The 26023-nt window shown below is 41.0% G+C and carries 26 protein-coding genes and 2 pseudogenes; 9 read left to right on the top strand and 19 right to left on the bottom strand.

Annotated elements, in window-relative coordinates; all coding sequences use genetic code 11:
* Positions 1-169 precede the first annotated feature (169 nt).
* Positions 170-1090: a ribonuclease Z gene (gene rnz / locus ABN702_RS05680; protein ID WP_417899775.1), complete on the bottom strand. Its 921-nt coding sequence runs from the start codon at positions 1088-1090 to the stop codon at positions 170-172.
* 115 nt (positions 1091-1205) lie between these two features.
* On the opposite strand from rnz, the gene ABN702_RS05675 reads away from it, so the two are divergent.
* The 3 genes from ABN702_RS05675 (at position 1206) to ABN702_RS05665 (ending at position 2521) form a co-directional block, all read left to right on the top strand.
* The gene (locus tag ABN702_RS05675) at positions 1206-2054 is read left to right on the top strand and encodes an HAD family hydrolase (RefSeq protein WP_417899774.1); all 849 of its coding nucleotides are present in this window, start codon (positions 1206-1208) and stop codon (positions 2052-2054) included.
* A gap of 98 nt (positions 2055-2152) precedes the next feature.
* A complete protein-coding gene (locus ABN702_RS05670; RefSeq protein ID WP_417899773.1) occupies positions 2153-2314 on the top strand; it encodes a hypothetical protein in 162 nt (53 codons plus the stop codon).
* Between the two features lie 33 nt (positions 2315-2347).
* Positions 2348-2521 carry a hypothetical protein gene (locus ABN702_RS05665; protein WP_417899772.1) on the top strand — a complete coding sequence of 58 codons (174 nt, stop codon included), beginning with the start codon at positions 2348-2350 and terminating at the stop codon, positions 2519-2521.
* 102 nt (positions 2522-2623) lie between these two features.
* On the opposite strand, the gene yunB is transcribed toward ABN702_RS05665, so the two are convergent.
* The 7 genes from yunB to mce form a co-directional block, all read right to left on the bottom strand.
* Positions 2624-3475, bottom strand: a complete 852-nt coding sequence (yunB, locus tag ABN702_RS05660; RefSeq protein WP_417899771.1) for a sporulation protein YunB — start codon at positions 3473-3475, stop codon at positions 2624-2626.
* Between the two features lie 126 nt (positions 3476-3601).
* Entirely contained in the window at positions 3602-4843 is a 1242-nt protein-coding gene (locus ABN702_RS05655; RefSeq protein ID WP_417899770.1) for a DNA polymerase IV, read from the bottom strand.
* A gap of 104 nt (positions 4844-4947) precedes the next feature.
* Positions 4948-5427: a chemotaxis protein CheW gene (locus tag ABN702_RS05650; protein ID WP_417899769.1), complete on the bottom strand. Its 480-nt coding sequence runs from the start codon at positions 5425-5427 to the stop codon at positions 4948-4950.
* An 88-nt stretch (positions 5428-5515) separates the two neighbouring features.
* The gene (locus tag ABN702_RS05645) at positions 5516-6634 is read right to left on the bottom strand and encodes a tripeptidase T (RefSeq protein ID WP_417899768.1); all 1119 of its coding nucleotides are present in this window, start codon (positions 6632-6634) and stop codon (positions 5516-5518) included.
* A gap of 81 nt (positions 6635-6715) precedes the next feature.
* The gene (locus ABN702_RS05640) at positions 6716-7201 is read right to left on the bottom strand and encodes a GNAT family N-acetyltransferase (protein ID WP_417899767.1); all 486 of its coding nucleotides are present in this window, start codon (positions 7199-7201) and stop codon (positions 6716-6718) included.
* A 59-nt stretch (positions 7202-7260) separates the two neighbouring features.
* Complete coding sequence (locus ABN702_RS05635; RefSeq protein WP_417899766.1) at positions 7261-8814, bottom strand: acyl-CoA carboxylase subunit beta; 1554 nt, start codon at positions 8812-8814, stop codon at positions 7261-7263.
* A complete protein-coding gene (gene mce / locus ABN702_RS05630; RefSeq protein WP_417899765.1) occupies positions 8804-9223 on the bottom strand; it encodes a methylmalonyl-CoA epimerase in 420 nt (139 codons plus the stop codon). The genes ABN702_RS05635 and mce overlap by 11 nt, the downstream gene beginning before the upstream one ends.
* 147 nt (positions 9224-9370) lie before the next feature.
* On the opposite strand from mce, the gene prli42 reads away from it, so the two are divergent.
* Positions 9371-9463, top strand: coding sequence for a stressosome-associated protein Prli42 (gene prli42 / locus ABN702_RS05625; protein WP_204417613.1), 93 nt, complete (start codon positions 9371-9373; stop codon positions 9461-9463).
* A gap of 54 nt (positions 9464-9517) precedes the next feature.
* Here the strand turns inward: prli42 and ABN702_RS05620 are convergent, their stop codons facing one another.
* The 3 genes from ABN702_RS05620 to ABN702_RS05610 all read right to left on the bottom strand — a co-directional run bounded on the left by ABN702_RS05620 (position 9518) and on the right by ABN702_RS05610 (position 10887).
* Positions 9518-9799, bottom strand: coding sequence for a hypothetical protein (locus tag ABN702_RS05620; protein ID WP_417899764.1), 282 nt, complete (start codon positions 9797-9799; stop codon positions 9518-9520).
* A gap of 2 nt (positions 9800-9801) precedes the next feature.
* On the bottom strand, positions 9802-10347 hold the full coding sequence (locus ABN702_RS05615) for a GNAT family N-acetyltransferase (RefSeq protein WP_417899763.1): 546 nt from the start codon (positions 10345-10347) through the stop codon (positions 9802-9804).
* 264 nt (positions 10348-10611) lie between these two features.
* Positions 10612-10887, bottom strand: coding sequence for a hypothetical protein (locus tag ABN702_RS05610; RefSeq protein ID WP_417899762.1), 276 nt, complete (start codon positions 10885-10887; stop codon positions 10612-10614).
* A gap of 405 nt (positions 10888-11292) precedes the next feature.
* Here ABN702_RS05610 and ABN702_RS05605 point away from each other — a divergent pair, with 405 nt between their 5' ends.
* Complete coding sequence (locus ABN702_RS05605; protein WP_417899761.1) at positions 11293-13035, top strand: ABC transporter ATP-binding protein; 1743 nt, start codon at positions 11293-11295, stop codon at positions 13033-13035.
* A 383-nt stretch (positions 13036-13418) separates the two neighbouring features.
* Here the strand turns inward: ABN702_RS05605 and gnd are convergent, their stop codons facing one another.
* From gnd to ABN702_RS05590, 3 genes are all read right to left on the bottom strand, one after another.
* Positions 13419-14312 (bottom strand): phosphogluconate dehydrogenase (NAD(+)-dependent, decarboxylating), encoded by an 894-nt coding sequence (gene gnd / locus ABN702_RS05600; RefSeq protein WP_417900835.1) that lies wholly within the window; start codon positions 14310-14312, stop codon positions 13419-13421.
* Positions 14313-14397: 85 nt separating this feature from the next.
* Positions 14398-15858 carry a glucose-6-phosphate dehydrogenase gene (zwf, locus tag ABN702_RS05595; protein ID WP_417899760.1) on the bottom strand — a complete coding sequence of 487 codons (1461 nt, stop codon included), beginning with the start codon at positions 15856-15858 and terminating at the stop codon, positions 14398-14400.
* Between the two features lie 631 nt (positions 15859-16489).
* Entirely contained in the window at positions 16490-16855 is a 366-nt protein-coding gene (locus tag ABN702_RS05590; RefSeq protein ID WP_417899759.1) for a winged helix-turn-helix transcriptional regulator, read from the bottom strand.
* A 203-nt stretch (positions 16856-17058) separates the two neighbouring features.
* Here ABN702_RS05590 and hxlA point away from each other — a divergent pair, with 203 nt between their 5' ends.
* Positions 17059-17691, top strand: coding sequence for a 3-hexulose-6-phosphate synthase (gene hxlA / locus ABN702_RS05585; RefSeq protein ID WP_417899758.1), 633 nt, complete (start codon positions 17059-17061; stop codon positions 17689-17691).
* A gap of 60 nt (positions 17692-17751) precedes the next feature.
* Positions 17752-17865 (top strand): annotated as a pseudogene (locus tag ABN702_RS05580) (6-phospho-3-hexuloisomerase); the annotation flags it as partial.
* A gap of 239 nt (positions 17866-18104) precedes the next feature.
* Here ABN702_RS05580 and ABN702_RS05575 read toward each other — a convergent pair.
* From ABN702_RS05575 to pepF, 3 genes are all read right to left on the bottom strand, one after another.
* Positions 18105-18611 carry a L,D-transpeptidase gene (locus ABN702_RS05575; RefSeq protein ID WP_417899757.1) on the bottom strand — a complete coding sequence of 169 codons (507 nt, stop codon included), beginning with the start codon at positions 18609-18611 and terminating at the stop codon, positions 18105-18107.
* A 53-nt stretch (positions 18612-18664) separates the two neighbouring features.
* Positions 18665-19630 carry an aromatic acid exporter family protein gene (locus ABN702_RS05570; RefSeq protein ID WP_417899756.1) on the bottom strand — a complete coding sequence of 322 codons (966 nt, stop codon included), beginning with the start codon at positions 19628-19630 and terminating at the stop codon, positions 18665-18667.
* A gap of 299 nt (positions 19631-19929) precedes the next feature.
* Positions 19930-21801, bottom strand: coding sequence for an oligoendopeptidase F (pepF, locus tag ABN702_RS05565; RefSeq protein WP_417899755.1), 1872 nt, complete (start codon positions 21799-21801; stop codon positions 19930-19932).
* A 170-nt stretch (positions 21802-21971) separates the two neighbouring features.
* Between pepF and ABN702_RS05560 the strand changes: the two genes are divergently transcribed.
* Positions 21972-22625 carry an alpha/beta family hydrolase gene (locus ABN702_RS05560; protein WP_417899754.1) on the top strand — a complete coding sequence of 218 codons (654 nt, stop codon included), beginning with the start codon at positions 21972-21974 and terminating at the stop codon, positions 22623-22625.
* Positions 22622-23428 (top strand): GNAT family N-acetyltransferase, encoded by an 807-nt coding sequence (locus tag ABN702_RS05555; protein ID WP_417899753.1) that lies wholly within the window; start codon positions 22622-22624, stop codon positions 23426-23428. The genes ABN702_RS05560 and ABN702_RS05555 overlap by 4 nt, the downstream gene beginning before the upstream one ends.
* A 542-nt stretch (positions 23429-23970) precedes the next feature.
* On the opposite strand, the gene ABN702_RS05550 is transcribed toward ABN702_RS05555, so the two are convergent.
* Positions 23971-25341, bottom strand: a complete 1371-nt coding sequence (locus ABN702_RS05550) for a sensor histidine kinase (RefSeq protein WP_417899752.1) — start codon at positions 25339-25341, stop codon at positions 23971-23973.
* A pseudogene (locus ABN702_RS05545) lies at positions 25338-26023 on the bottom strand (response regulator transcription factor). Before ABN702_RS05545 ends, ABN702_RS05550 begins: the two are co-directional and overlap by 4 nt.

The following is a 26023-nucleotide window of genomic DNA, read 5'->3' as shown; positions in this document are numbered from 1 at the left end:
TCGTTGAAATATGAATATTTCCGTTGATATATTCATTTTTCCATTGATATATCCATATTTTCGTTGATATCCCACTTTGCAAGCCACCTTTCAGTCTCCACTCTCCGCCAAAAAGTATCTGTCCACGCAAAAAAAGGTGTCCCATCACCCAGGACACCCATTATCACCATTATTTTATTTCAACCTCATCAAAATCTCCGACAACTTTCACCCTAGGGAAGATATCACGAGCTTCTTTTTCCAACACCAGGACATCATCCTTCTGATATCTTGCACTGATATGTGTCAGCAACAGCTGACCGACTCCGGCATCCTGTGCCACTTTGGCCGCCTGGACAGTCGTGGAATGGAAATATTCGTGCGCCAGCCTCTCATCACCAGCAGCAAACGTCGCCTCATGAACAAGCACATCCGCTTCCAGTGCCAACTCAACCGACATTTCATTGTACCTTGTGTCTCCAAGAATCGTGACCACTTTCCCCTTTTTTGGTGGACCGATAAAATCAGGCCCATGAAAGACCCGGCCATCGGATAATTCGATGGACTTCCCTTCTTTTAACTGCTGATAATGCGGTCCCGCAGGTATACCTGACTCTTTTACTTTATCCATCAATAACGCCCCTGGCAGTTCCTTCTGCTCGATGCGGAACCCATACGATGGAATGCCGTGGACCAGCTTCCTCCCGATAATTCTGTAATCCTCTTCCTCAAGGATCAGCCCTTCCTCATCAAACTCCACAATATTCAAGGGATACTTCACATGAGTCATGCTAACGGACAAGGAAATTTCTATATAATCCTTTATCCCCTTTGGACCGTAAACCGTTAAAGGTGTTTCCCCACCTTGAAATGATCGGCTGCTAAGTAATCCGGGTAATCCAAAAATATGATCGCCATGCAAATGGGTAATAAAAATTTTCGAAATCTTCCTCGGTTTTAACGATGTATGTAAAATTTGATGCTGCGTGGCTTCCCCGCAATCAAAGAGCCAGAGCGAACTTTCTTTATCATCTATATGCAAGGCCATCGATGACACGTTACGGTGCTTGGCCGGAACTCCAGACCCGGTTCCTAAAAAAGTTATTTTCACCTTCAACCTCTCCTTCTTCCTCCATTATACTCAAATTGTAAAAAAAGCATAAGGGGATGGAAGCGGGCACTCATTGTAGTACAATGAAAATAGAACGGATAAAGGAGCGAATCACTTGGAACAAATTACAACCATTGTTTTTGATCTAGACGGAACTTTATACGAAGACACACATCATTTTGGTTATTATGCAGAGCTATTGAAAAACAGGCTGGCACCTGAATTACAGGAACAGTTTGAAAAAGACTATACCGCGTTTGGCCAAGGAGAACATACACTGAAAATAGGCCGGGTTTATGATGCTAAAAAAGACCTTGTTCTTGCTCACCACCATGGCGAAGTGACACAAGGATGGAAATGGGACGGAGAGATTGTACCCTCTCACGAGATCAAGGAGCTTTACCCTGATCCTTTGCAATTCGACCTTTTGGATATGCTAAGCATCGGAGATCTATGGTGGGTACCGGTTGCCATCGCCAAGCACTATGGCTTATCTAGCGAGGATGCATATAAGGCCTTCCTTCAAACCCGTGAGCATATGATGACTGATGACTTTGAACTGATGCCTTTGAAGGAGTTTGCAGTCGTATTGGAAAAGCTGCATGAAAAGTACACCCTTATTCTTATGACCAACAGCCCACAGACGGATAGCGACATCATTATCAAAAAATTAGGCTTCACCTCTTTTTTCCATGATAAGATCTTTGAAGCAAACAAGCCGATACAAACAGCTGAAACATTGACTCGCATAGCGGAGAAATGGGACGTACCCTTCGACAGGATGCTGAGCATCGGCGACAACTATATCAATGAAATACTGCCTGCATCCCTTTTAGGGTGCTCCACCATTTGCATCGATCCATACGATATTCATGAAAACAGCGTGGCTGACCTGACTGTTCACAACCTGACAGAATTATCGGCTAAGCTTGAAGATCTACTGCTGAATGACACCGTAAATTAACGGTGTTATTTTTTTTTGCAAAAATACTTGCAACACGAACAAATGTTCCTTATAATAAAAACAGAACAAACGTTCTAATAACTTATGAGGTGATAATAATGAAAAACTTCCAAAATTCCTTCTATCTATTCCTTAAATTATTGGCTGTTGCCGGCTTTGGTATCCTATTCTATTTTGTAATCACAGATAAGACAAGCAGTGCACCAATGTTGATGCTTAGCCTTCTTACCTCCGTCTGCCTGATTGCGATTCGGGGATGAAGAATGTAATGAACGAAAATGAGGAAACCAGTCATGAATCATAAAAAATCCGATACCATCTCCTACTATTTATCATTGGAAATCGCAAAAAAATTGATCGATCAAAAGGTCACCAACGACCTAGATGTGATATCTTCCATCGTCAACATATGTAAAGAGGATGTTATCTCTTATATAAAAAAGCCAAACCGGGAAGGTTCAGCTTAGAGAGTATCCATCCAATATAGACAAAGTATCCATACCCACCTTTGGCAAACGGTTTTAGTTGCTGGAATGTGGCATACAGGTGGGTTGAACTTTCTTTAACACCTATTCATTCGTGTCTTCTGATTCTTCTGTTTCCTCTGTGTTTTCTTCCAGTCCTTCCGCATCCTCTTCTTCTGTCGGGACAAAAATAGGAACCATGCCACCATTGGAAGAACCATTGCTGTTTCCTCCACCATGATGATAGTATTGCGGAACTTTTCCTGTAACAAAAATATCGCCTATTTTTACCACGTTGCTTATCTCAATCGGAGGCTCAATCAAAGGAATGATTACGTTCATTTTCACGTTCACTCGCACAAAAAGCTCCAAATGGGTATTATTTATACCTGTTTCAATGACCCTTGTTTCCACGTCAGATATTACATCTCCCATAATTTCAAATTTCACAGGAATTTTCGGTCCAAGGTTCGAGAATAGAGTTGCTCCCGTCGCCATTCCGAGCGGAACATCATAAACAATGCCATGCTGTTTTTTTGACTCTTCATAATTGATATTTATATCATTTTTAAATGATTCCAGATCCTCCAGATTCCCTTCTTCGACCAAATCAAGATACCTTTGCACCCGCATAGTTGCTTCTGAAGTAACACGATTGGAGATTTGAGAGTTAAAACTGAAAGTCAGCTGACCCTCCGAGTATTCTTTCACGATAATAAGCTGATCCATATCTATTCCGTCCGTTATTTTCTTTGAAATCGCATCATTTATTGCCTGTGAGGCTATCTGTCTTGCTTTTGTATGTGCGATGCTTTGTAAATTCGGCTCCAAATTGTTATTAATGATGATCATACTGAAGACGGTCAGAAAGATAAAAAAAACAAAGGTGATAAGAAACACATATCGTAAAGGCAGAGGTCCTCTTTTAATAAGTGAAGTCCGACGCATTTTTCTCATGGCAAAAATCCTCCTTCCCTAATATATATAGAGGAGTAGGACAGATTATTAGCTATTTTTTCAAGGACAACCCATAGATAATAAAAAAAGTTCCATACACCCTGATGAGGGTATACAGAACCATATTTATTCTAGAAAATCCTTCTGAAAGCTTGTAGTAAGTTTTGCTGTGGTACTTGTCCGGACAGTATTTTTATCCTTTATCCCCCTTTTAATGATTCCCTTTCCATACTTATCTTCAAGTTGCTGCAATGTTTTGTGAAGAGGTTCATGCTTGGCATCCTCTTGAAAAGTGAACAAATCCAATTGTTTCACCGATTGGTCCTTCTCCACCATGTCTTGTGCCGTGATTCCCAGCAATCGAACAGGATCTCCGTTCCAGTGCTTTTTCAACAGAAATAGTGCCGCTTCCATAATATGCTCCACCGATTCAATGGGATTTTCCAGCTTCCTGCTTCGTGTCACCGTATGATTTATCCCATATCTGATAACCAGTTGTACATTATTACTGAGCACGGACTTCCTTTTCATGCGAGCACTAACCGAATTAGCCAGTTTCTCCAACACCTTCTCAATCACCTGTTCATCATCCGTGTCTGCAGGTAACGTGGTTGAGTTACCAATGCTTTTGAACTCTGAAACAGAGTCTGGATCAACGGGGCGATTGTCTTCCCCATTGGCCCGTTTCTTCAATCTTTCACCGTTGATGCCAAGCAGGTGTTTTAACTGATAGTCATTTCCCTTTGCAAGTTCACCGATCGTTGTTATTTGAATGGTTTTTAGCTTTTCAGCGGTTTTTGCGCCAACACCATGCATCTCACCAACCGGCATCGGCCATAATTTTATGGTAAGCTCCCTCTTCCGCAAAATTGTTATTCCCATCGGCTTTTTCATATCGGATGCCATTTTGGCCAAAAATTTATTAGGTGCAATCCCGATACTGCAAGGCAATAAGAGTTCCTTTTTAAGCCTCTGCTGGATTTCTTCAGCAATTTGTACGGGAGTCAAGGACAGCGTGCAGTCAGTCACATCCATATACCCCTCATCAATGGAAACAGGTTCTACGAGATCCGTATAGGTTCTTAAAAGTGCAAACATCGCCTGTGAGCTTTTCCGATAACGTTCAAAATTAGGCTTCCTTACAATTAACTGCGGACACTTTTGCTTAGCCTCCCAAAGTGGCATCGTTGTTTTTACGCCAAAAGCTCTTGCCTCATAACTGCAGGTGACAACAATTCCTTTACGCTCTTCCACATTTCCGGCAATTGCCAAAGGTTTGCCCCGAAGAGTAGGATCATAAGCCATCTCTACTGAAGCATAAAAGCTGTTCATATCTACATGGAAAATAATCCGACCGCTTCTTTTCATCCAAACCATCCTAATTTTTTGTTACTCTTATTATAAGAAATATCCATAGATAAACAAAGAAAGAGACCTTCACTTACGTAAGATCTCCCTTCAAGAAATAGAACTTATTCTGGAGCTGCCGCTAATTGCCTTTCCATTTCTTCCTTGATATCATCCATTTCGCGAAGTCCATCTACTAATTTTCCCGGCTCAATCACAGCGATTAAGCGTTTATCCAAGTTGACCATTCCGCTTATATAATTAGAGCCGTTTGCTGCAATAAGACTTAATGGCTTAATAGTATCTGTTTGTACATCGAGGATTTCTTTTGCATCCTCCACCAGCAGGGCTACAGAAAGCTCCGTAGTTTGAACAACAATTACTCTGGACTTATCCGTCAGTTCCGTTTGGTCGCGAAACAGTATCTGCCTTGTATCCAATACAGGAATCAGTTCGTCTCTAACCTTCATTAACCCCTTCATATAGACGGGCATTTCAGGGATTGGAGTAAGATTATCCAATTTTTCAATCGAGATTACGTGTTCTACTGAAATACCATACTCTTCTCTATTAGCTTGAAAGATTACCAGTTTTTTAGATTCCATGACTTTTCTCCTAACAGGCTTTTCTTTCATTATAATGGAAGCATGAAAAAAAAGCTTGGCAATTTCACCAAGCTTTCCCAAAAGGCTATTATTTTGCAACTTCCTTCATAATGCTTACCACAAGTTCCGTTGTCTTCACTAATTCTTCGATAGGCATTCTTTCATTGGTTGTATGAATTTCTTCATAACCGATGGCCAAGTTTACTGTCGGAACACCGAACCCAGCGATTACGTTTGCATCACTTCCGCCGCCGCTAGTTTGTAATTCAGGAGTTCTTCCGATAGCGGAAACTGCACGCTTCGCCACTTCCACAACATGATCTCCATCAGCAAATTTGAAGCCAGGATACATTACTTCAATCGTCACATCAGCTCGGCCGCCCATGTCAGCTGCCACAGATTCAAATGCTTCTTTCATCTTTGCAACTTGCGCTTCCATTTTTTCAGGTACAAGAGAACGAGCTTCGGCTAAGATATTTACACGATCACATACGATATTTGTTGGACCCCCACCCTCAAAGCGTCCGATATTAGCAGTCGTTTCCTCGTCAATACGACCAAGCGGCATTTTGGCAATCGATTTTGCTGCAATCGTAATAGCGGATATGCCTTTTTCCGGAGCTACACCAGCATGAGCTGTTTTCCCGTAGATTGTCGCTTTTACTTTTGCTTGTGTTGGAGCTGCAACAATAATGTTTCCTACAGTTCCGTCACTGTCTAATGCGAAACCGAATTTAGCGGTTACCATGCCTGGATCAAGAGCTTTTGCCCCAACAAGGCCGGATTCTTCTCCTGCTGTAATGATAAACTCGATTTTACCATGCTCGATATTGTTTTCTTTCAGCACTTTGATGGCTTCAAGCATCGCAGCAAGACCTGCTTTGTCGTCTGCACCAAGAATAGTTGTACCATCTGTTACGATATAGTTGTCCTGAATGGAAGGCTTGATCCCTTTTCCAGGAACCACTGTATCCATGTGGGAAGTGAAGTAGATCGTGTCAACTCCTTCTTTTGTTCCTTCTAACGTACAAATAAGGTTACCCGCACCATGGCCGGTTTCGTTCATTGTGTCATCTTCCACTACATGTACACCAAGCGCGGAAAACTTCTCTTTAAGGACTTTGCAGATTTCTGCTTCGAATTTCGTCTCTGAATCAACCTGAACAAGCTCCAGGAATTCTTCCACAAGTCTATCTCTGTTAATCATATGTATGTTCCTCCTACTGCTTATTAAATCCATCCCTATTATAACCTATTTGAAAATATTTTTCCCGTTGGACAGGTCAGACTAGGTCAAATGCCTTGTATCAAACTCCTGGACAGATCGGCGGTGATCATCATAGCTTTCCGTATAGGAATTGCTTGTGAACTCCTGTATCGTTTTTCTCCAGAAGGCCTGGGCCGGGTAGTTGTTCTGGATTTGCACCACTTTCCATTTCCCTTCAAACATGGAAAACAAACGTTGTGCGGCAATTTTCCCAAAACCTTTCCCGTGATACTTACGCACGACAAAGTATTCCTCTACATAGCTTGGTTTCCCATCCAGACCTTCTTCTATCAGGGCAAAACCTACATACTCTTCTTTATATTTGATAAAAAAAGCATGATACGGACTGTCTGTATCCCAATATTTCTCAAGGTCAAAAGGCTTGAAGCGGCAGTCATTTTCCAGTGTGATTACTTTCTGATACTGCGAAAACTCGTAAATATAAAACTGCATCAAGTTATGTAGGATTGTCTCTTCTTCACTCTTCACTTTTATCAGGTCAATCATAAGTTTCCCCTTCTCATGAAAGAAGATAGCAGGAACGGCCTACTATCTTCTCTAGCCTATTATAGTGGAATATTTCCGTGTTTCTTATACGGCCTTGTTTCTTTCTTATTTCGGAGCATCTCCAGTGATTGAACAAGCTTGATTCTTGTTTCTCTCGGATCAATGACGTCATCAATCATCCCTTGGCTTGCGGCCACATATGGATTTGCAAACTTTTCGCGGTATTCCTCTATTTTCTGTGCTCTTGTTTCTTCTGGATTTTCACTTTCGTTTATTTCACGGGCAAAAATGATATTGGCCGCTCCTTGAGGACCCATCACAGCTATCTCGGCATTCGGCCAGGCAAAGACAAGGTCTGCACCGATTGATTTACTGTTCAATGCCACATAGGCACCGCCATATGCTTTACGTAAAATGACCGTCAGCTTCGGTACCGTCGCTTCGGAGTATGCATAAAGAATTTTCGCTCCGTGACGTATGATCCCGCCATGCTCCTGCTTCACTCCCGGGAAGAATCCTGTTACATCTTCAAAGGTGATAAGCGGAATATTGAAGCTGTCGCAAAAACGGATAAACCGGGCCGCTTTATCAGAGGAGTCAATATCTAATCCTCCGGCCATCACTTTCGGCTGGTTGCAAATAAGTCCAACGACTTCCCCCTTCAGCCTCGCCAAACCTACTACAATATTTTTTGCGAAATCCTTATGCACTTCCATGAAGGAGCCTTCATCCACCACTTGGTTGATGACGATTCTTACATCATAAGGACGGATCGCATCAAACGGTATTGCATCCGCAAGCTCAGCACGATAATCGTCTCCTTCTTCACAGGAGATACGGTCCGGCTTTGTTTCATTATTCTGTGGAAGATAGCTGAGCAGTTTTCGAACCTGGGCCAAAACTTCCTCTTCGGAAGAACTGGAGAAATGGGCGTTCCCGCTAATCGCATTATGTACTTTCGCCCCGCCTAGACCTTCCGAGCTGATTTTCTCCCCTGTCACGGTTTCAATTACTTTTGGACCCGTAATGAACATCTGGCTTGTCTTTTCCACCATGAATACGAAGTCCGTTATCGCTGGTGAGTACACCGCTCCGCCTGCACATGGTCCCATGATGACCGAGATCTGCGGGATGACACCAGAATAGATGGAGTTGCGGTAAAAGATATGACCATAGCCATCCAGGGAAAGCACGCCCTCCTGGATCCTTGCACCACCCGAATCATTTAATCCAACGATCGGTGCGCCATTTTTAGCAGCCATATCCATGACGTTAGCAATTTTTTTGGCATGCATTTCGCCTAATGCCCCGCCGAACACCGTAAAGTCCTGGGAGAATAGATAAATTGGCTTCCCATTTACCTTTCCGTAGCCTGTAACGACTCCATCTCCGGGACCTTTTTTCCCTTGGAGGCCGAAATCGTTGCAGCGGTGCTCAATAAATGGGTTCAATTCGACAAAGGAGCCTTCATCCACCAACAGATCGATCCGCTCTCTTGCGGTCAGCTTTCCTTTTTCATGCTGCTTATCGATTCGATCATCGCCACCGCCAAGCTCCACTTCGCGACGTTTATCGTATAGTTCGTTTATTTTTTCATAAATATCAATTGTCATGCTGTTTCTCCGCCTTTTCACAAAATTCCACCAGTACTCCATTGCTTGCCTTTGGATGCATGAAAGCGATGTTTGCTCCCCCTGCACCTTTCCGGGAAGTTGAATCGATCATCGGTATCCCTTTTTCGATCATTTCCTGGATTCGCTCTTCTATATTGTCGACACTCAGTGCCACGTGGTGGATCCCTTCGCCACGCTTTTCGATGAATTTAGCTACCGGGCTATCAGGAGAGGTAGGCTCCAAGAGTTCTATTTTACAATTACCGGCTTTGATGAAGGCCACCCGGACCCGCTGACTTTCCACATTCTCGACAGCTTCAAAGGTCAGCCCCAATGCTTCTGTATAAAACGGAAGCGCTGTCTCGATTGACTTTACAGCAACCCCAATATGATTTACATCCTTTATCATGCACAATCCCCCTTGTTGTGTGTCCTAACTATGACTCTATATCATTTCGACTTAATCTGCAAAAATCCTTCAATTATCGTATCTTGAGAAGAGACAAGTTTCCATGTACAATAGAAGGAGCACAAATGAATGAGGAGTGAAAACTCGATGAACCGAAAAATGCAGAAAGTAGTCGTCTATTTGATGATTGGCGTCATGCTGATTACAACCCTTCTAGCTGGAGCATCCATGTTCTTTTAATAGATAAGATAAAACCGAGCCTCCGATAGGATGGCTCGGTTTTCTTGTTTTCTATCATTCTTCTGCTTTTAAAATAGCTCTTTTTATAGCTTTTTGGAATCTTGGATTGGAGGGATTTTTCTCTACTTTTTTTGTGTTGAGCCTCCCAATTTCGTAGCGTACATCCGTGTTGTGATGAATAAATTGATGATATGGTTCATTGGCAAGTAATTCGCGAAACCAATCATTTTTTTGAAGAGTCCCAATATTCTTCTCAATTTTCTCCTCTGTTACCTCTTTTGAAAAAATGGAGAAGAAGTTCGTTACAATGTTGATAAGGTCGAAAAACGTATCCATAGTTAACGACCAGCCCTTCTGTCAATCCAGAAACGCCTTACCACATTCCCTGACTCTTCCACGAATTGTTCATCTTCTACGCCACCGTTATGCAGGATGGTTTTTGCAGACCCTTCATTCGTGGCATCACATACGACAAGTACTTTATCTATTCCAAGTTCATCTGTCTTTTTCAAGGAAATCTCCAAAATCTTTTTGGCATACCCTTTTCTTCTCTCAGAAGGACGAATGCCATACCCGATATGGCCACCAGCATTCATCAAGTGTTCCGTAAGACTATGGCGGATGTTGGTGACACCCAAAATTTTATCGTCTTCTTCCCTGACTAGCCAGTATGTCGAATCTGGGACCCATCCTTGTGGGAGATTTATTCCTTGTTCGGCATCCAATAACTCTTGAACCATGCGCTCAAAATCAGTTGGATCTTTACTGACCACCCAAGGAATGACTTCTTCCTCACTTTCCATCCATTCGTTAAAATAGGACAAGTACTCCGCTTGGAATTTAATAGTCGGTTTTAATAGGTATACATGCTCATGCTCTTTCATTTGTTTTCCATCTCCATCTGGTTATTATTCTCTGTGGTATATTTTACCTATTATATCTTAAAACGGAGGAGAAGTAACATAATTTTTAGAAATTATACCTTGTGGACTCCAAATCATCTAATCTACCGATAATATCTCTTTAAGTTCCTCCGCACCATCCTTATCCAGCTCGCCAAAATTCTCTCTAGCTACATTACTGATTATCGTTGCAGTTTTGTCTTCACTAATCCAGATTTTATATTCAAACAGTCTTTCTGGCATATTTTAATTATAAGTATAAAAAAGAGTTAACTGAAAGTCTTCCATTCTCTCCATCTCCGCTTCGACATTTGGCGTCCATTGGACTTGTTCAAAGACTTCCCGGATGGAAGACAGCTCTTTTTCATCCACTATTAAGAACTCTTCCATTTTAGTACCTTCCACAATAGGGAAAACATCCACTCTCGAAAGCATATGTAGATCTTTTTTATCGGATACTTCATCCTTGCAGCCAATCAGAAACAATGTCACTAAGCTAATTAACAAATATACTTTTTTCACGGGCAACTCCTTCTCTTCATATTTGCTTGGTATGAACCGTATTTCCTCAAAAGGGGAACAGTAAAATAGATAATAATGCATATAACCATTTCATAGGAATCCCCCTTAATGAAATAGACTCTTATAAAGGGATTTAGTTACAATAAACTAAAAAAAAGCAATCTCTTCCTTTTTACAAAAGCCAGGAAATTATCACACAACGACTAGCTCCCAGAATGAATAAAGCTATCCCCGCCAGCATAAAATCGTTTACAATGAATGTATCAATTAACAAGGAGGCAATTTTCATGAAAAACATGACGAATAGAACCGTATTAACATATAAGGGTGTAACACGTTCTTAAATCGTAAACGGTGTTCCCCCTTATATGTGTTTATTTAAATAACACAAAAGAGGGGTAAATCATGCGTTTCCCAGTAAAAAAATTTCTTTCCTATTACAAACCGTATTTACCGTTGTTTTTTTCGGTATTATCCTGCGCCTTTATTGTATCTGCTGTGACTCTGGTGTTCCCTTTGCTCGTCCGTTATATAACGAAAGATGTGCTGGAAGGGGATTTGTCCACTGCACTAAGTGAAGTGCTTTGGATAGGAGCTCTGATGCTAGTTTTAGTTGCAATCCAGAATGTCGGTAACTATTTTGTGGATTACAAAGGTCATGAAATCGGTGCTCGCATGGAAAGTGATTTGAGAAGCGAACTGTTCGCACACATGCAAAAGCTTTCCTTCAGTTTTTATGATAAGGAAAAGACAGGTCAGCTCATGTCCCGTATCACGAATGACCTGCTGTTGCTTTCCGAACTGTACCATCATGGCCCGGAAGACTATGTTAAGTATTTTGTCCGCTTTATTGGCGCATTTGTCATACTGTACTTTATTAACCCCGCATTAACGATCGCCGTGTTCTGTTTTTTACCATTGTTAGGTATCTTTGCATTGTATTTTAATAAGATGCTGAATATGGCATTAAGGAAAAACAAAGAGCGAATCGCAGACGTGAATGCACAGGTAGAGGATAGTCTATCGGGAATCCGTGTAGTAAAATCGTTTAATAACGAGCAAATAGAGATCGAGAAGTTCAACCGAGAAAATAATCGGTTTTTCGAAAGCCGCAAGAAAACATACAGGGCTGAAGCGCTCTTGTACAATAGTTTTGAAACGATTATCCAACTGATTACCATAACGGTAATTATCTTTGGCAGTGCCAATATTATTAACAACTCATTAGATTTAGCCGATTTAATTACTTTTTTATTGTATATCGGCTTTATGATTGAACCCATTCAAAAGTTGACTCATATGAGCACACAATTTCAAGAAGGTATTACTGGGTTCCAGCGCTTTATGGAAATCATGAACCTGAAGCCGGCAATCGAAAACAAACCGGATGCCAAAAACCTGACCGATGTACATGGTGAAATAGTATTCAAACAAGTTTCCTTCCGATACGAGGACCATTTGAATGATGTATTAGAAAACGTGTCGCTTCGGGTACAACCGGGAGAGTTTATCGCGTTAGTCGGTCCCTCTGGTGCGGGCAAAACTACATTATGTTCGCTTATCCCCCGCTTTTACGATGTGACAGATGGGGAAGTGTTACTGGATGGGGTCAACGTCCGCGATCTAGATTTGCAATCATTAAGAAAAGCAATTGGTATAGTGCAACAGGATGTTTACCTTTTTGGGGGAACGGTGATGGAAAACATCCGCTACGGTAATTCAGCAGCGAGTGATGATGAAGTAATCAGAGCAGCCATGCACGCCAATGCACATGACTTTATCATGTGCTTGCCAAATGGCTATCACTCCGAGATCGGACAACGAGGTGTCAAACTGTCTGGCGGTCAAAAGCAGCGCCTAAGTATCGCTCGTGTATTCTTAAAGAATCCGCCTGTGCTCATATTGGATGAGGCAACGAGCGCACTGGATAACGATAGTGAAAGCATCGTCATAAAATCTCTTGAATTATTAGCAAGAGGACGTACAACCTTAGTCATTGCCCATCGCCTTTCCACTATCCGCAATGCCGGGCGGATTATCGTATTAACGAAAGACGGTATTGTAGAACAAGGAACACATGATGAATTACTAGCATGCAATAAAGAGTATGCACATCTATATTCTAAGCAGTTTGGATTACATGTGTAAGGCATTTATACAGAAAAAATCGGATCTCTCATTAGCGAAAGAGAAATCCGATTTCTTTAATTTATCCACTCATATTTGCCAATTTGCTATTTCCTTTCCCGTTACACTTAACGCATATGCATTTTCAAAGTAGGAAAAAAAGTTAACAGCTTCATCTTTCAGGTGTTCGGGATATCCCGCCATAAATGTACTATTCTAATTCCTCTTCAATTCTAATTAAATCTATCGTTTCAAAAAGTGGTTTAATTTCATGGATAGACAGAGATGAAATTTCAATTTCCTCCCATCTATGGTCTACTTCACTCTCTTTCATGAAAGATAACGCGTCCGAAATGTCAAATGAAATAGTCAAATAAATTTCTCGTTTATATTTGCTTCTATTCTTATTTTTTTTCCACAGCATGTCCACCAAATTCATTTCGCAAAGCAGCTACCACTTTACCTGTAAAGGTATCATTGTCTAAGGAACGATATCGCATTAGTAAAGACATAGCGATAACAGGGGTAGCAGCTTGAAGATCCAATGCTGTTTCAACTGTCCATTTCCCTTCACCAGATGAATGCATAATGCCTTTAATTTCATCTAATTTTGCATCTTTAGAAAACGCGCGTTCTGTTAAATCCATGAGCCAAGAACGAATAACCGAACCATTATTCCAAACTTTTGCTACCTTTTCATAATCAAAATCGAATTCACTTTTTTCTAATACTTCAAATCCTTCTCCAATCGCAGCCATCATTCCGTATTCAATTCCATTATGAATCATTTTTAGGAAGTGACCACTACCTGCTTTTCCAGCATATAAATATCCATTTTCTACAGCTGTATCTCGAAAAATGGGCTCGACAATGCTCCATGCTTCAGGCTCTCCCCCAATCATATAACAAGCTCCATCCCTAGCACCTTCCATACCTCCGGATGTGCCGGCATCCATAAAGCTCACTCCCACTTCCTTTAGCTGGTTGTATCGACGAATGGAATCCTTATAGTGAGAATTACCAGCTTCAACCACGATATCTCCCTTACTCAGAAATGGTGTTATCTCACTAATAACGGAATCAACAACGGAGTGTGGAACCATAATCCAAAAAACTCGTGGCTTTTCTATTGATTGAACAAGTTCTTGTAAGCTAGATGCACCTTCAGCCCCGTATTTCTTTATTTCTTCAACAGCTTTTATATTTAGATCAAATGCTACGACATCATGTTTATGATCAATTAAGTTCTTTCCTATGTTTAGCCCCATTTTTCCTAATCCAATTAATCCGACTTTCATCATAATCCTCCTAGTATATTTCTTTTTTTTTTTGAGATTTCCATCTATAGCATATTGGATTCAAAGTATAATCATAATCTTTCATTTACCACCATCTATAACCATCCGCTTCCAATAATTGATGAGCAGCTTCTGGCCCCATCGAGCCAGATTGATATGAATGAAGTGGAACAATATTTTCCTCAAATGTCTCTAAAATGGGCTGTACCCATTTCCAAGATAATTTCACTTCATTCCAATGAGCAAAGAAGGTAGAATCTCCACGCAGAGCATCAAATATTAAGAGTTCATATGCTTCGGGCACGTCTTTTTTACTCGCTGAAAAATCAACAACAATAGGTTCTAATTTTCCATTTATCGGGTTTTTACTATTTAACTGCAACGAAACACCTTCATTAGGACTTACATCAATAACTAATAGATTGGGTTCAGGTTCAGTATTTTGAATTTCATTGGTATACAAATTCTTTAATGGGTTTTTGAATTCAATCACAATCCGCGTTAATTTTTCCTTCATTCTTTTTCCTGTACGGATATAGAATGGGACCCCGTCCCAGAAGGGATTATCGATCCATAGACGAGCAGCAACGAATGTATCGTTTTTAGAAGAAGCAACAACTCCAGGTTCTTCTAAGTATCTGACTACTGGTTTACCGTTTATTTCACCTGATCCATATTGGCCACGAACGACGTGGATACCTACAGTATTTCTCTGTAATGGTCGCAGAGATTCCATAACTTTTCTTTTCTCATTACGGATATCTTTTGCACTAATCTGTTTTGGGAGATGCATGGCTGTCATCATCAACAGCTGTAGCATATGATTTTGAACCATATCACGAATAGCGCCTGCTTGGTCATAATAACCAGCCCTCCCTTCAACACCAACCGTCTCACTAGCCGTAATTTGCACATTGGCAATAAACCGATTGTTCCAAAGTGATTGCAGTACAGGATTGGCAAATTCCAAGGCTTCAAGGTTTTGAACCATTGGTTTTCCGAGATAATGGTCAATCCGATAAATTTCGTCTTCTTCAAAAGCTTTGCTTAATTTTTCGTTTAAATCTTCAGCAGATTTTAAGTCATACCCAAATGGTTTTTCGATAATCAATCGTTTCCATCCCTTTGTCGAACTTAAGCCACTTTTCTTTATGTTTAAAGCAATTACATCAAAGAATTCAGGAGCAACAGAAAGATAAAACATTCTATTCTCTTCAATACTCTGGTCTTTTTCATTTTGTTGAACGACTTCCACTAACTTCTTATACCCTTCAGCATTCGTGAAATCTAACTGGCAATAACGAAATGTCTTTACAAACTCTTGTTTTTCGGATTTATCATTTATCAAGTGTCTAGAAAAAGTGTATAGCGAGTCTGTTACATGGTTTTGAAAATCAATATCACACATTTCGTCTATTCCTACACCAATGATCAAAAAAGAATCTGGTAATTTTTGATTCAAATATAAATTAAACAAGGCGGGGTAGATTTTTCGCTTAGCTAAATCCCCAGTTGCCCCAAATAAGACAAACGTCATAGAATCCACTTCTCATTCCTCCACTTTTTCAAAGCTATTTCGTTATCCTACTTTTGGATGCAAGATTCGTTTATTTCTCCCAGCTTGTCCGGTAATAATGATATCTCTTAACTGAGAGTGTCCACATTTTGTACAGGTTCCATTATTTATGGTGATGTTTAGACATCTTTCACAAACTTTTCGCAGCTTAGTTTTGAAATTTCCCATGCGGATCTCTCCTTTCGTAAAAGCCTACATGCAAAATTTATTAAAATGAAGTTTCACTTCATCTCACCATGCTTGTAGCAGTATTCTTTTAAGGTTTTGTAGTATTCTTTAAGCTCGCTATTACTTGAGCAAAATCAGTATATTACGTATGTAATACTTTTGAAAGTACGCACTTTATTAACATATAGATACATTGATATAACATAGTGTTAAAAATAGTACTATAAACTTGAATCCAATACCAAGAGTGAAAAGCTAATGACAGCGATTATATAAGATTCGCTGCCCTTGGCTTTTTAGTAACTGATTCTTTTATTAAATGGTGTGTTTTTTCAACCTTTTATATACGTAGAGATATAAAAAACCACGGACAGCATCTTTATTAAGATAGCTGGCCGTGGTTTGTTAGTATAATTAGGAGACACTCATTTTTTTACTGAATAGACGATTTGTTTTCTGTTTCTTTTTCCAATACATTCTCAATATAACCTTTACCCCAGTCATACATAGCTTCTAGAATTGGCATCAGACTTCTTCCCTGCTCAGTGAGTGAATATTCAACTTTTGGCGGAACGACAGGATAGACTTTACGATGAACAATCAAATGGTCTTCAAGTTCACGCAATTGATTAACAAGCATTCTTTGAGTGATACCAGGCATGAGGGCCTTTAGTTCACCAAAACGTTTGGTTCCTTCTTTTCCTAGATGCCACAATACCAGCATTTTCCACTTTCCTCCAATAATCGAAAGAGTCAATTCTTTTTCACAATTAAACACTTTTTCTCCAAGATTCGGCATTTATTTCACCTCCAACTCTTATTTTGTCCCATAGTATACTTTTTGTTACTATATGATAAAAAAGTGCATACTTTTAATTTAGTAACATAACCAGTATACTGAGTATCGTGCCGTTAGTAAATAGCAATAAATTGTAGCAATAACACTGAACAAAAGAAAGCTATAAGGCACAATTATACTATTATATAAGGAGCGAGTAATAAATGAAATTACAATTAGCATTAGATCTTGTAGATATTCCAGGAGCCATTGAATTGGTGAAAGAAGTGGAAAATCATATTGATGTAGTAGAAATCGGCACGCCGGTTGTGATTAATGAAGGCCTTAAAGCAGTAAAGGAAGTGAAAGCTGCCTTCCCTAACTTAACTGTTTTAGCTGATCTTAAAATCATGGATGCAGCCGGATATGAAGTTAGCCAAGCATCTGCAGCAGGCGCTGACATCATCACTATTCTAGGTACAGCTGAAGACGAGTCCATTAAAGGTGCTGTAGAAGAAGCAAAAAAACAAGGTAAACAAATCCTTGCTGATATGATCGCAGTTAAAGACATTGAAGTTCGTGCGAAAGAACTGGACGAACTAGGAGTAGATTATATCTGCGTTCATACAGGTTATGACCTTCAAGCTGTAGGAAAAAATTCTTTCGAAGACCTTGTAACCATTAAGAGCGTTGTTAAAAATGCGAAAACGGCTATTGCAGGCGGAATCAAATTAGAAACACTTCCAGATGTGATTAAAGTACAACCAGATCTTGTCATCGTTGGTGGGGGTATCACAAGCAAAGACGATAAAAAGGCAGTTGCAGCTAAAATGCAAGCATTGATTAAACAAGCTTAATTTTAACTATGAAAACTACTCAATATTTAGCTGAAGTCGTTCAAGAATTAAGTCGGACAGGCACTTTTTGAGCAAACGATGTAATTATTTTATGATGCTTTGATCTTGCGATTCATGGAAAAAAAAGGCTTAGATTCTACTAAAATGTACGGCAAACATGCCAATCTCGGATAGAGTACACATTAAAAAATATGAAAACAACGTAAAGACCGCATTTATTTCTTTTATGAATTGCGGTCTTTACTGCATATTACAAATAACACAGGCCATATAGATAATAAAAAAATAGCCTCTGATTCAATCCCCTCTTTGGCCGGATTGAGATCAATGATTAGGATAAAATTGCCCTATCCGTAGACACTTTGCAAAACTATTGTCATTATTCTGTGCCTATCTACCTCTACATCCCTCTATTACCTTAATGCCCCCTTCTCCCTCCCCAACTCCTCAAACGTTTTATCCGAATGAACGATCCAGATCTTTGTGCCAATTGGGATATGGTCAAAGAGTTCTTCCACCATTTCGTTTGGCAGTCTTATACATCCTTGGGTGACATAGCCGCCGATGGAGTTGGGGTTGTTGGTGCCATGGACACCGTATGTCCGGCCATCGGAGTCCTCTGCGTCAAAGCCGATCCATCTGGTACCGAGCGGGTTCTGCGGGTCTCCACCTGGGATGTCCTTTTTGCGGTAGTAGGGATTTTTGGCTTTTACGATGATGGTGAATTCTCCTTCAGGTGTGAGCTCGATGGATTTCCCTGTGGCAACGGAGTGGACCTCTTTTAGCTGTTCCTCATGGAAATAGGCAAGTTCGTTGGTCTTTTTGTTTACAATGATATACGGGTCACCTGGCAGCGGATTTGGTCCGAGTGGCCATATGGGAGAAGTGACGAGTGCGAAAATGAGCGTAAAAATAAACACCTTTCATCCACCTACCTTTTAATAGTAGTGTGGTTGAAAGGTGTTCATTCCATTCATGACGAGGCCTTCAATCCGACAAAATCACTTTTTAAAATGAGGTATTGTTCCAACTCTTTTGTCAGATGGACCAGTGATGCCCTCGTTTCAAACTCCTCTCTTGTCTCCGGAAGGGGCATCGCCTGGAATTCTTCATGCATTTCCCTCAGGCGTTGCAGAAACCGGTAGGCGGTATTGCCGGAGTGGATCGAATCTGCCAGGTCTTCGATAAACTCGGCAATCATCTTGGCCTGCTCTACATCATTATCTATGGTGGAGACGATCGGCAGCATGCGCTCCATCACATCCAATTGCTTTTCACGCATTTTGAAGTAGTAGTAGAAATGGTCTTCCTCCCGCTTGAAGTGGTTTTCGACATCACGGAACGCCAAGCTTTTTGCTTCCCGCAGGACATGTGCAGTTCCCGGTATTTCCTTCCCATCCCAGCCGTTGTCGCCATGCTTCAAATAATAGGCAAGCTCGGAAAAGACTTTATAAAAATTCTCTTCAATTTTCAGTTGAAATCTGGTAAGCTCCTTCTCCACGCTCGGCATGTATGTGTTCAAGAAAAGGGCCACCCCTATTCCTATGGAAATGATGCTGAGTTCATTGGCAACTAGCCCAAACGAGTATTGTTCCACAGAATATACATGCAGGAGCACAACGGAACTGGTTGCGATTCCTTCTGTTATTTTCAGCATGACGGTGACCGGTATGAAGAATAGCAGTAATAGTCCGATTGATACGGGATGGTATCCCAGCAGTTCAAAAAAGACAAAACCGAATACCAGGCTCAAAGCGCAGGCAAGAAATCTTGCTGTTGCCACTTTCCATGATTTTCGCTTCGTGTTCTGGATGCAAAGGATGGCAATGATCCCGGCGGATGCATAGAAGTCCAGCTCCAACAGCTGGGCAATACTGATGGCAATACCTGTACCGAGAGCCGTTTTGGCTGTCCGATAGCCAATTTTAAATTTTCTCATGTTTCAAGCTCTCCCGACTTTCGTTTGTTCATTTTCTCACATAGTACTACTATACCAAAAATATTGTTTTCGCAGAACTTGTTGTTTTTGGCGAATAACGCGTAAACACGTAAATTTACATACCATCGTGCTCTTTTCGGAGTATTAGATCATCTACTCTTTAAATATTGCGTAGTTTATCCCTGTAAAAAATCCAAAAGCCGATTTTTTACTGTTATATGCAACAAACTTTACGAAAAGAGCTTACCAAAAAGATGAGCAAAGGACCCGACAGTTGCCTGCCAAGTCCGTTATTTTCGTTATTGCTCCTTTAAAAGCTTTTCAAATTCCTCGATCAGCTCTTCATAGCGCTTCATCGTCTCTTCTATCGGTTCCTTCTTGCTCATGTCCACTCCGGCCCGTTCCAAGATCTCCAGCGGCGGTCTGCTTCCCCCGGAGGAGAACAACTCTTTCAGGATACGATTCTGCGCCTGCACACCGTCCTCCTCGAGCTGTTGCGTGAGAGCTGCTGAAGCGGCAAAGCTTGTCGCATACTGATACGTGTAGAAGCTTGAATGGAAAAAGTGCGGCACCCTTGCCCATTCCATTGCAATCTCTTTGTCCACATCAACAGCTTTTCCGTAATACTTTTCATTCAGATCATTGTACACCTTTTTCAATGAATCCGCGTGCAGCACCTGTTCCTCCTGCGCCATTTCATGAATGATCTTTTCAAACTCGGCAAATTGCGTCTGACGGAACAAGGTCACGCGGAAATCCTCGAGATATTGATAGAGGGCATGAAGCTTTTCCTCCTTTGTATTTGCCTCCTTCATCAGCTGCTTGTGCAAAAGATGCTCCTGCAGGGTCGAGGAAACTTCCGCCGTAAAGGTCACATACCTTGCAGCATGATAGGGCTGCTTCTTATTGGAAAAGTGGGAATGCATCGCATGCCCCATCTCATGGGCCAAGGTCAGCACATCACTCGGCAGGCCCTGATAATTCAATAATACAAATGGATGAGCATCGTAGGAGCCAATCTGATAGGCACCTGTGGCTTTCCCTTTTGTGCTGTAGACATCGACCCAATTTTCCAATAGCCCTTTGGATAATGTGGATAAATACGCTGCTCCGAGCGGGCTCAACCCTTTAATGACGGTATCCTTCGCTTGTTCATACGGTATTACCTCATCCGGTGTAAAAGGAGACGGTGCTGATAAATCGTACATATGCATCGTATCAAGCTTTATATATTCCTTTTTTAATGCCAGGTATTTATGGAGTAGCGGCAAATGCTCATTAACCGTGTCAATTAGCTGGGTGTAGACCTTTGGGTCGACTTCATTGCTGGTTAGATGTGCCTCCAGAGCATTTGGATACTTCCTGGTGCTAGCAAAAAAGTTATTAGCTTTCACGATGTTAGCCAGCATCGAAGCGAAGGTGTCCTGATAATTTTCCAGGGTTTTATAGTACGTCTGAAATGCAGCTTTACGCACTTCGCGGTTTGGGCTCGACATGTACACGCTATATAATGGTGCCGTCAATGAATACTCTTTCTCCTGTACAGTAAACGAAGGCAGGACAAGATCCTTGGACATCATCGTAAACAGCTCACTTGGCGCATTCACGATTGGCATTGTCTTGATTAGGAGCTGTTCCATTTCACTTGGCAGTGCGTGCTTTTTCTCCTCATAGGTCTGTTTCAGGAAGTAACGGAAAGGGGTCAGCTTTTCGCTTTCTAAGAAGGTGTCCCACTGCTTTTTTTCCACTGCCTGAAGCTCATTGGAAAGCCATGCCGTCCGCTCTACCACATACATCATCATCATTTCGGCTTCATTGGAAAGCTCCTGGGCGCTTGAGCTGCTGATATCCATGTCCTGGTTCACACGGGCATACACATACAACTTTTCCACCAATCGATATAGCTCAAAATACTCCTCCAACAAAGTAAGAATCTGCTTATCGGATTGTATCGGCCCCTTCTTTTCCACAAACTGATCAGCAAGCTTTTTCGCTTTTTTCGCATCACTTTTCCATTTACCTGAATCGGAATAAAGGATTTGGATTTTCCATTTATATTCTGTTGGAATTTCGTCTCTTGATTTATATGTCTGCCGTTCTGCTAGTGCACTGGTAGTCATGGCAAGCATCAGACTTATTACTATTAAGATGACTCGATTGAACCGTTTCATTTCATTCCCCCACCTTTTCTTGGATACGTGTTAGTCTTTGTTTTCCATGTTTTTCTATGCAAAAGTTTGTGAATCAAATGGAATGTTTTTCTTTTCAGTCTGGAATATTGTGCTAAAATTGTAACAAGTATTTTTAATTTTTCGGCTTTTTAAAAATGGGGGAAATAAGGATGCAAATCAGGACAAACAGTATACAGGGCTATAAAGAGAAGACTATACCTTTTACAATTCTAAGCAAGGACGAGGGATCGAGGAGCTTGGCTATTATGCTTCCTGGTGCAGGTTATAGCGTACAGGCCCCGCTTTTTCATTATGCAACCGGGTTGTTTTTAAATCGAAGTATTGATGTACTTCAGGTTAATTACCAATACAATGATGCTTTCTATGAATCCTTTACCATGGATGAAATTACAAAAGCAATCATTCATGATGTACGTGAGGTGATTGACCAAGCTATTAGCACAGATGACTATGACACCTTTTATCTTGTTGGGAAGTCCCTTGGCACCATTGCAATGAGTTCCGAGCTGAAAAGAGATGTCTTTCATTCTGCCAATGCGATTTGGCTCACTCCATTACTACAAAGAAAAGACGTTTCTGATGCGATGGTTTCGTGCGGACATAAAAGCATTTGTATTATTGGTGATGCAGACCCATGCTACAAGGAAGATAGGTTTAAGGAAGTCAATGAGAATCCGGTATTCACAACCAGGCTAATATCCGATGTCGATCACGCCTTGCAATACAAGGATGATGTACTTGGCTCAATTGAAGTATTAAAAGATGTAATAGCATCTATAGAACAATGGGGGGACGGAATATGATTGGGACGGTGAACAAGAAGCTTGCAGTGGAATTGGAGAATTCGGAAATAGATGCGTTGCACTCCAGATTGAGTGCCATTCAGGATATTGAAGGCAATCCGATGGGGGTGGAGATGAAGAGATTTGGGAATGCCACTGCTTTTTCATGCAAAAATATTCCTGGACCTGCCTTTAATACCGTCAAAGGTCTAAACAGCGAGGATGAAGGTTTTTTAGAGGAGATTCTTGATTTCTATCGACAAAAAGAGATTCCTGTACGTTTTGAACTAACACCTGCACACACTTCAACGGAATTGCTTCATCAGCTTCATAGATTAGGATTTTATCAGAATGATTTTCATACCACGCTATTCATGCCCATCTCGGAAGTATCGACTTCAGAGGATGATTCACTATCCATTCGCAAGATGGAAAAGCACGAAGCTTCCACTTATGCCGACATATATGTCCAAGGGTTTCAGATGCCTGCTTTCCTTAAAGATGGTGTAGCACAAAACAATGCAGTGCTCTTTGACCATGATCGATGGACCTTTTATCTTGCCAGTGTTAACGGTGAACCTGCAGGGATTGGGGTTGTGTTCATCAAGGATCGGATCGCCACTCTTGCAGCAGCAGCTACACTGCCCTCATTCAGGAGTAGAGGTATCCAAAGGGCACTGATTCAGCAGAGAATCCATCAGGCTTTTAGAGAAGAATGCAGCTTGGTGGTGGGCCAGGCGAAATTCGGATCTGTGAGTCAGAACAATATGGAAAGAGCAGGGATGCGGATCGGTTATACGAAAGCGATTTGGGTGAAGGGGTAAGGAAACAAACTATTATCCATGCAGCTGTGGATTGCTAGCCTCCGTTTGGTATTCTCTTAGGAAAGGGCTCGAGGATACGTTATATACTGGGTTAAATCAATGAGAACACAACCTAGTTACACTAACAATTATGAAGGTCGAAATCCTTATAGCTCTGGATCTCGACCTTTCATTAATGATTTGCTATTGTGACCGCCATTTTCCTCTTTTTGCTTTTTCGTGGTCTCATACGGGGGTTTTGTGACCGCCATTTTCTTCATTTTGCTTTATTGTGGTCTCAAACTGGGCTTTGGTGACCGCCATTTTCCTCTTTTTGCTTTTTCGTGGTCTCATACGGGGGTTTTGTGACCGCCATTTTCTTCTTTTTGCTTTATTGTGGTCTCAAACGGGGGTTTTTTGACCGCCATCTTCCTCTTTTTGCTTTATGTGGTTTCAAACAGGGCTTTTATAACCGCTATTCCCTTCTTTTTCCTTTTTCGTAATCTCAAAGGCTACTTTCAGATTTGTTGAACAAAGTATTTTGTAAAAATGAAAGTTAAGAATCACTCCAAATAATTCAGACTTATCTTGACACTGCTCCCTCTTCCTTCTTCGCTATCTATTGAGATTTCTCCACCATGCAGCTCCACTATCTTTTTACTGATGGCAAGGCCAAGGCCGGTACCTGTTTTTTCAGGATGGGCTTGATAGAACATTTCGGTAACACGTATCAATTTTTCTTTTGGTATGCCTATTCCATTGTCCTTTATTTCAATTAGCAACTTGTCTTTTTTTTCATTTAATCGGACCTCAACCTTACCATTTTCTTTTGAGAATTTTATGGCATTGTCTAGAATGTTGATAAATACCTGTCTAAGTTTATACTCATCCCCTAAAATCGTATATTCCTTCTTCCCGCCGTTCAATTCAATCATGACGTTCTTTTGTAAAGCTCTGTTTTTCATTTGAAGTGCAACATGGAATAATAGGGAGTTAATATTTAGTTCCGTTCGATTTAATTTCATTCTGTCCCCTTGTAGCTTGGAAAAGTCAAGGAGCTCCTCCACAAGTAATGTGAGCCTGTTTGCCTCTTTAGAGATGATGTTCACGGCGAGCGCTTTCTCTTCCACTGTGATATCTTCGTTAAGGGTTTCGACCCATCCCATGATACTTGTCAAAGGTGTTCTAAGCTCGTGGGAAACAGAGGAAATAAAGTCATGCTTCAACTGATTGGATTGGACAATTTCATCTGCCATTTTATTGAGTGTACCGGCAAGAGTTTTTAACTCATCCCTGTATGTCTCATTTATACGTGTATTAAAATTCCCATGAGCCATCCTTTCGGAAAAATCTATTAGTTCCTTTACCGGCATTACGATTGAGTTGGCTAGTCTTTGGCTAATAAAAAAGACAATGGCAAGGATTGAAAGGCCGATGAGCAGGAAGATGCGGTACAGGGAAAACACCTGATCATCTATCCTCTTAAGCGAGGTATGATATTGCAGCACTCCTACCACTTGTCCCCTTTCTATTAATGGGGCATATACGGACATTGTTCTTTCTTTTTCCTGCTTTTCTATTGTAAAATACGACTCACCTGATATTATTTTTGGTTCGAATAGAACTTTCTTTTCGTTCTTAGGCAATATTCCTGAGGATGTTGCTATTTGATTTCCATTCAAAGTAAATAAAGACAAATCTATATTATCCATTGTAAAAAGTTCCATAATGACCCTAGCATGTGAATGAAGAGGTACCATCTGCTCAGGATGTGATTGCTCATATACATGTACTGATGTTTCTGCATGTTCTATGATTGATTGGGCTACACCGTGGTAATAGAAACGGTTCACGGTGAAGAAAAGAAGTCCTTCGATAAGAACAAGGGTAACAGTGATAAGTACCATATAATGAAGGATTACTCTACGTTTCATCTTCCATCCACAACCCAGACATAACCTTTTCCCCAGTAGGTTTGGATAAATTCCGGGTGGGAGGGGGTTGGCTCCAACTTTTTTCGTAATCTGCGGATATTTACATCCACCACCTTAATATCTCCTACATAATGTTTCCCCAAACCTCGTCCAATATATCATCTCTGGATAATGGGGTTGGTGATTTTTCCATTAATAATTTTATTATTCCATATTCAGTAGGAGTCAACGAAACTGGTTTTTCATTCAAGGAGAGCTCCTCTTTAACGAGATCAAGTGTGAAAGGACCTGAGTGAATGGCTTTTTGCTCTTCCTGCCCTGGTAGTCTCCTCGCAACAGCTTCCATTCTGGCCAGAAGCTCTTTTGGACTGAATGGTTTTGCGATGTAATCATCCGCACCAAGCTTTAGACCCGTTATCTTATCATCTTCCTGTGTTTTTGCAGTTAACATGATAATGCCTGTGGAAGGTTTTTCTTTTTTTAAATGCTGGCAAAGATGCAGTCCGTCTTTTCCAGGGAGCATGATATCCAAAAGGGCAAGAAGGGGAGTGTGATGCTTGATAATATCCATTGCCTCCTCCGCTGAAGAAGCTTCCAATACATGGTGTCCTGCTCTTTTCACATGGAGGGCAATCAGACTTCTTATGGAGTCTTCATCTTCTACCACAAGTATTTGTGCCAT

This window comes from Bacillus haimaensis (assembly GCF_048270625.1).
Lineage (GTDB): Bacteria > Bacillota > Bacilli > Bacillales > Bacillaceae_I > Sutcliffiella_A > Sutcliffiella_A haimaensis.
Note: the sequence above shows the minus strand (reverse complement) of the source record. Positions and strands in the feature narration are given on the sequence as shown.

Excerpts from the sequence above, each read along its gene's own strand:
- ABN702_RS05670 (WP_417899773.1), top strand. The coding sequence starts at position 2,153 with ATGAAAAACTTCCAAAATTCCTTCTATCTATTCCTTAAATTATTGGCT.
- ABN702_RS05665 (WP_417899772.1), top strand. The coding sequence starts at position 2,348 with ATGAATCATAAAAAATCCGATACCATCTCCTACTATTTATCATTGGAA.
- yunB (WP_417899771.1), bottom strand. The coding sequence starts at position 3,475 with ATGAGAAAAATGCGTCGGACTTCACTTATTAAAAGAGGACCTCTGCCT.
- ABN702_RS05655 (WP_417899770.1), bottom strand. The coding sequence starts at position 4,843 with ATGAAAAGAAGCGGTCGGATTATTTTCCATGTAGATATGAACAGCTTT.
- ABN702_RS05650 (WP_417899769.1), bottom strand. The coding sequence starts at position 5,427 with ATGGAATCTAAAAAACTGGTAATCTTTCAAGCTAATAGAGAAGAGTAT.
- ABN702_RS05645 (WP_417899768.1), bottom strand. The coding sequence starts at position 6,634 with ATGATTAACAGAGATAGACTTGTGGAAGAATTCCTGGAGCTTGTTCAG.
- ABN702_RS05640 (WP_417899767.1), bottom strand. The coding sequence starts at position 7,201 with ATGATTGACCTGATAAAAGTGAAGAGTGAAGAAGAGACAATCCTACAT.
- ABN702_RS05635 (WP_417899766.1), bottom strand. The coding sequence starts at position 8,814 with ATGACAATTGATATTTATGAAAAAATAAACGAACTATACGATAAACGT.
- mce (WP_417899765.1), bottom strand. The coding sequence starts at position 9,223 with ATGATAAAGGATGTAAATCATATTGGGGTTGCTGTAAAGTCAATCGAG.
- prli42 (WP_204417613.1), top strand. The coding sequence starts at position 9,371 with ATGAACCGAAAAATGCAGAAAGTAGTCGTCTATTTGATGATTGGCGTC.
- ABN702_RS05620 (WP_417899764.1), bottom strand. The coding sequence starts at position 9,799 with ATGGATACGTTTTTCGACCTTATCAACATTGTAACGAACTTCTTCTCC.
- ABN702_RS05615 (WP_417899763.1), bottom strand. The coding sequence starts at position 10,347 with ATGAAAGAGCATGAGCATGTATACCTATTAAAACCGACTATTAAATTC.
- ABN702_RS05605 (WP_417899761.1), top strand. The coding sequence starts at position 11,293 with ATGCGTTTCCCAGTAAAAAAATTTCTTTCCTATTACAAACCGTATTTA.
- gnd (WP_417900835.1), bottom strand. The coding sequence starts at position 14,312 with ATGAAAGTCGGATTAATTGGATTAGGAAAAATGGGGCTAAACATAGGA.
- ABN702_RS05590 (WP_417899759.1), bottom strand. The coding sequence starts at position 16,855 with ATGCCGAATCTTGGAGAAAAAGTGTTTAATTGTGAAAAAGAATTGACT.
- hxlA (WP_417899758.1), top strand. The coding sequence starts at position 17,059 with ATGAAATTACAATTAGCATTAGATCTTGTAGATATTCCAGGAGCCATT.
- ABN702_RS05570 (WP_417899756.1), bottom strand. The coding sequence starts at position 19,630 with ATGAGAAAATTTAAAATTGGCTATCGGACAGCCAAAACGGCTCTCGGT.
- pepF (WP_417899755.1), bottom strand. The coding sequence starts at position 21,801 with ATGAAACGGTTCAATCGAGTCATCTTAATAGTAATAAGTCTGATGCTT.
- ABN702_RS05560 (WP_417899754.1), top strand. The coding sequence starts at position 21,972 with ATGCAAATCAGGACAAACAGTATACAGGGCTATAAAGAGAAGACTATA.
- ABN702_RS05555 (WP_417899753.1), top strand. The coding sequence starts at position 22,622 with ATGATTGGGACGGTGAACAAGAAGCTTGCAGTGGAATTGGAGAATTCG.
- ABN702_RS05550 (WP_417899752.1), bottom strand. The coding sequence starts at position 25,341 with ATGAAACGTAGAGTAATCCTTCATTATATGGTACTTATCACTGTTACC.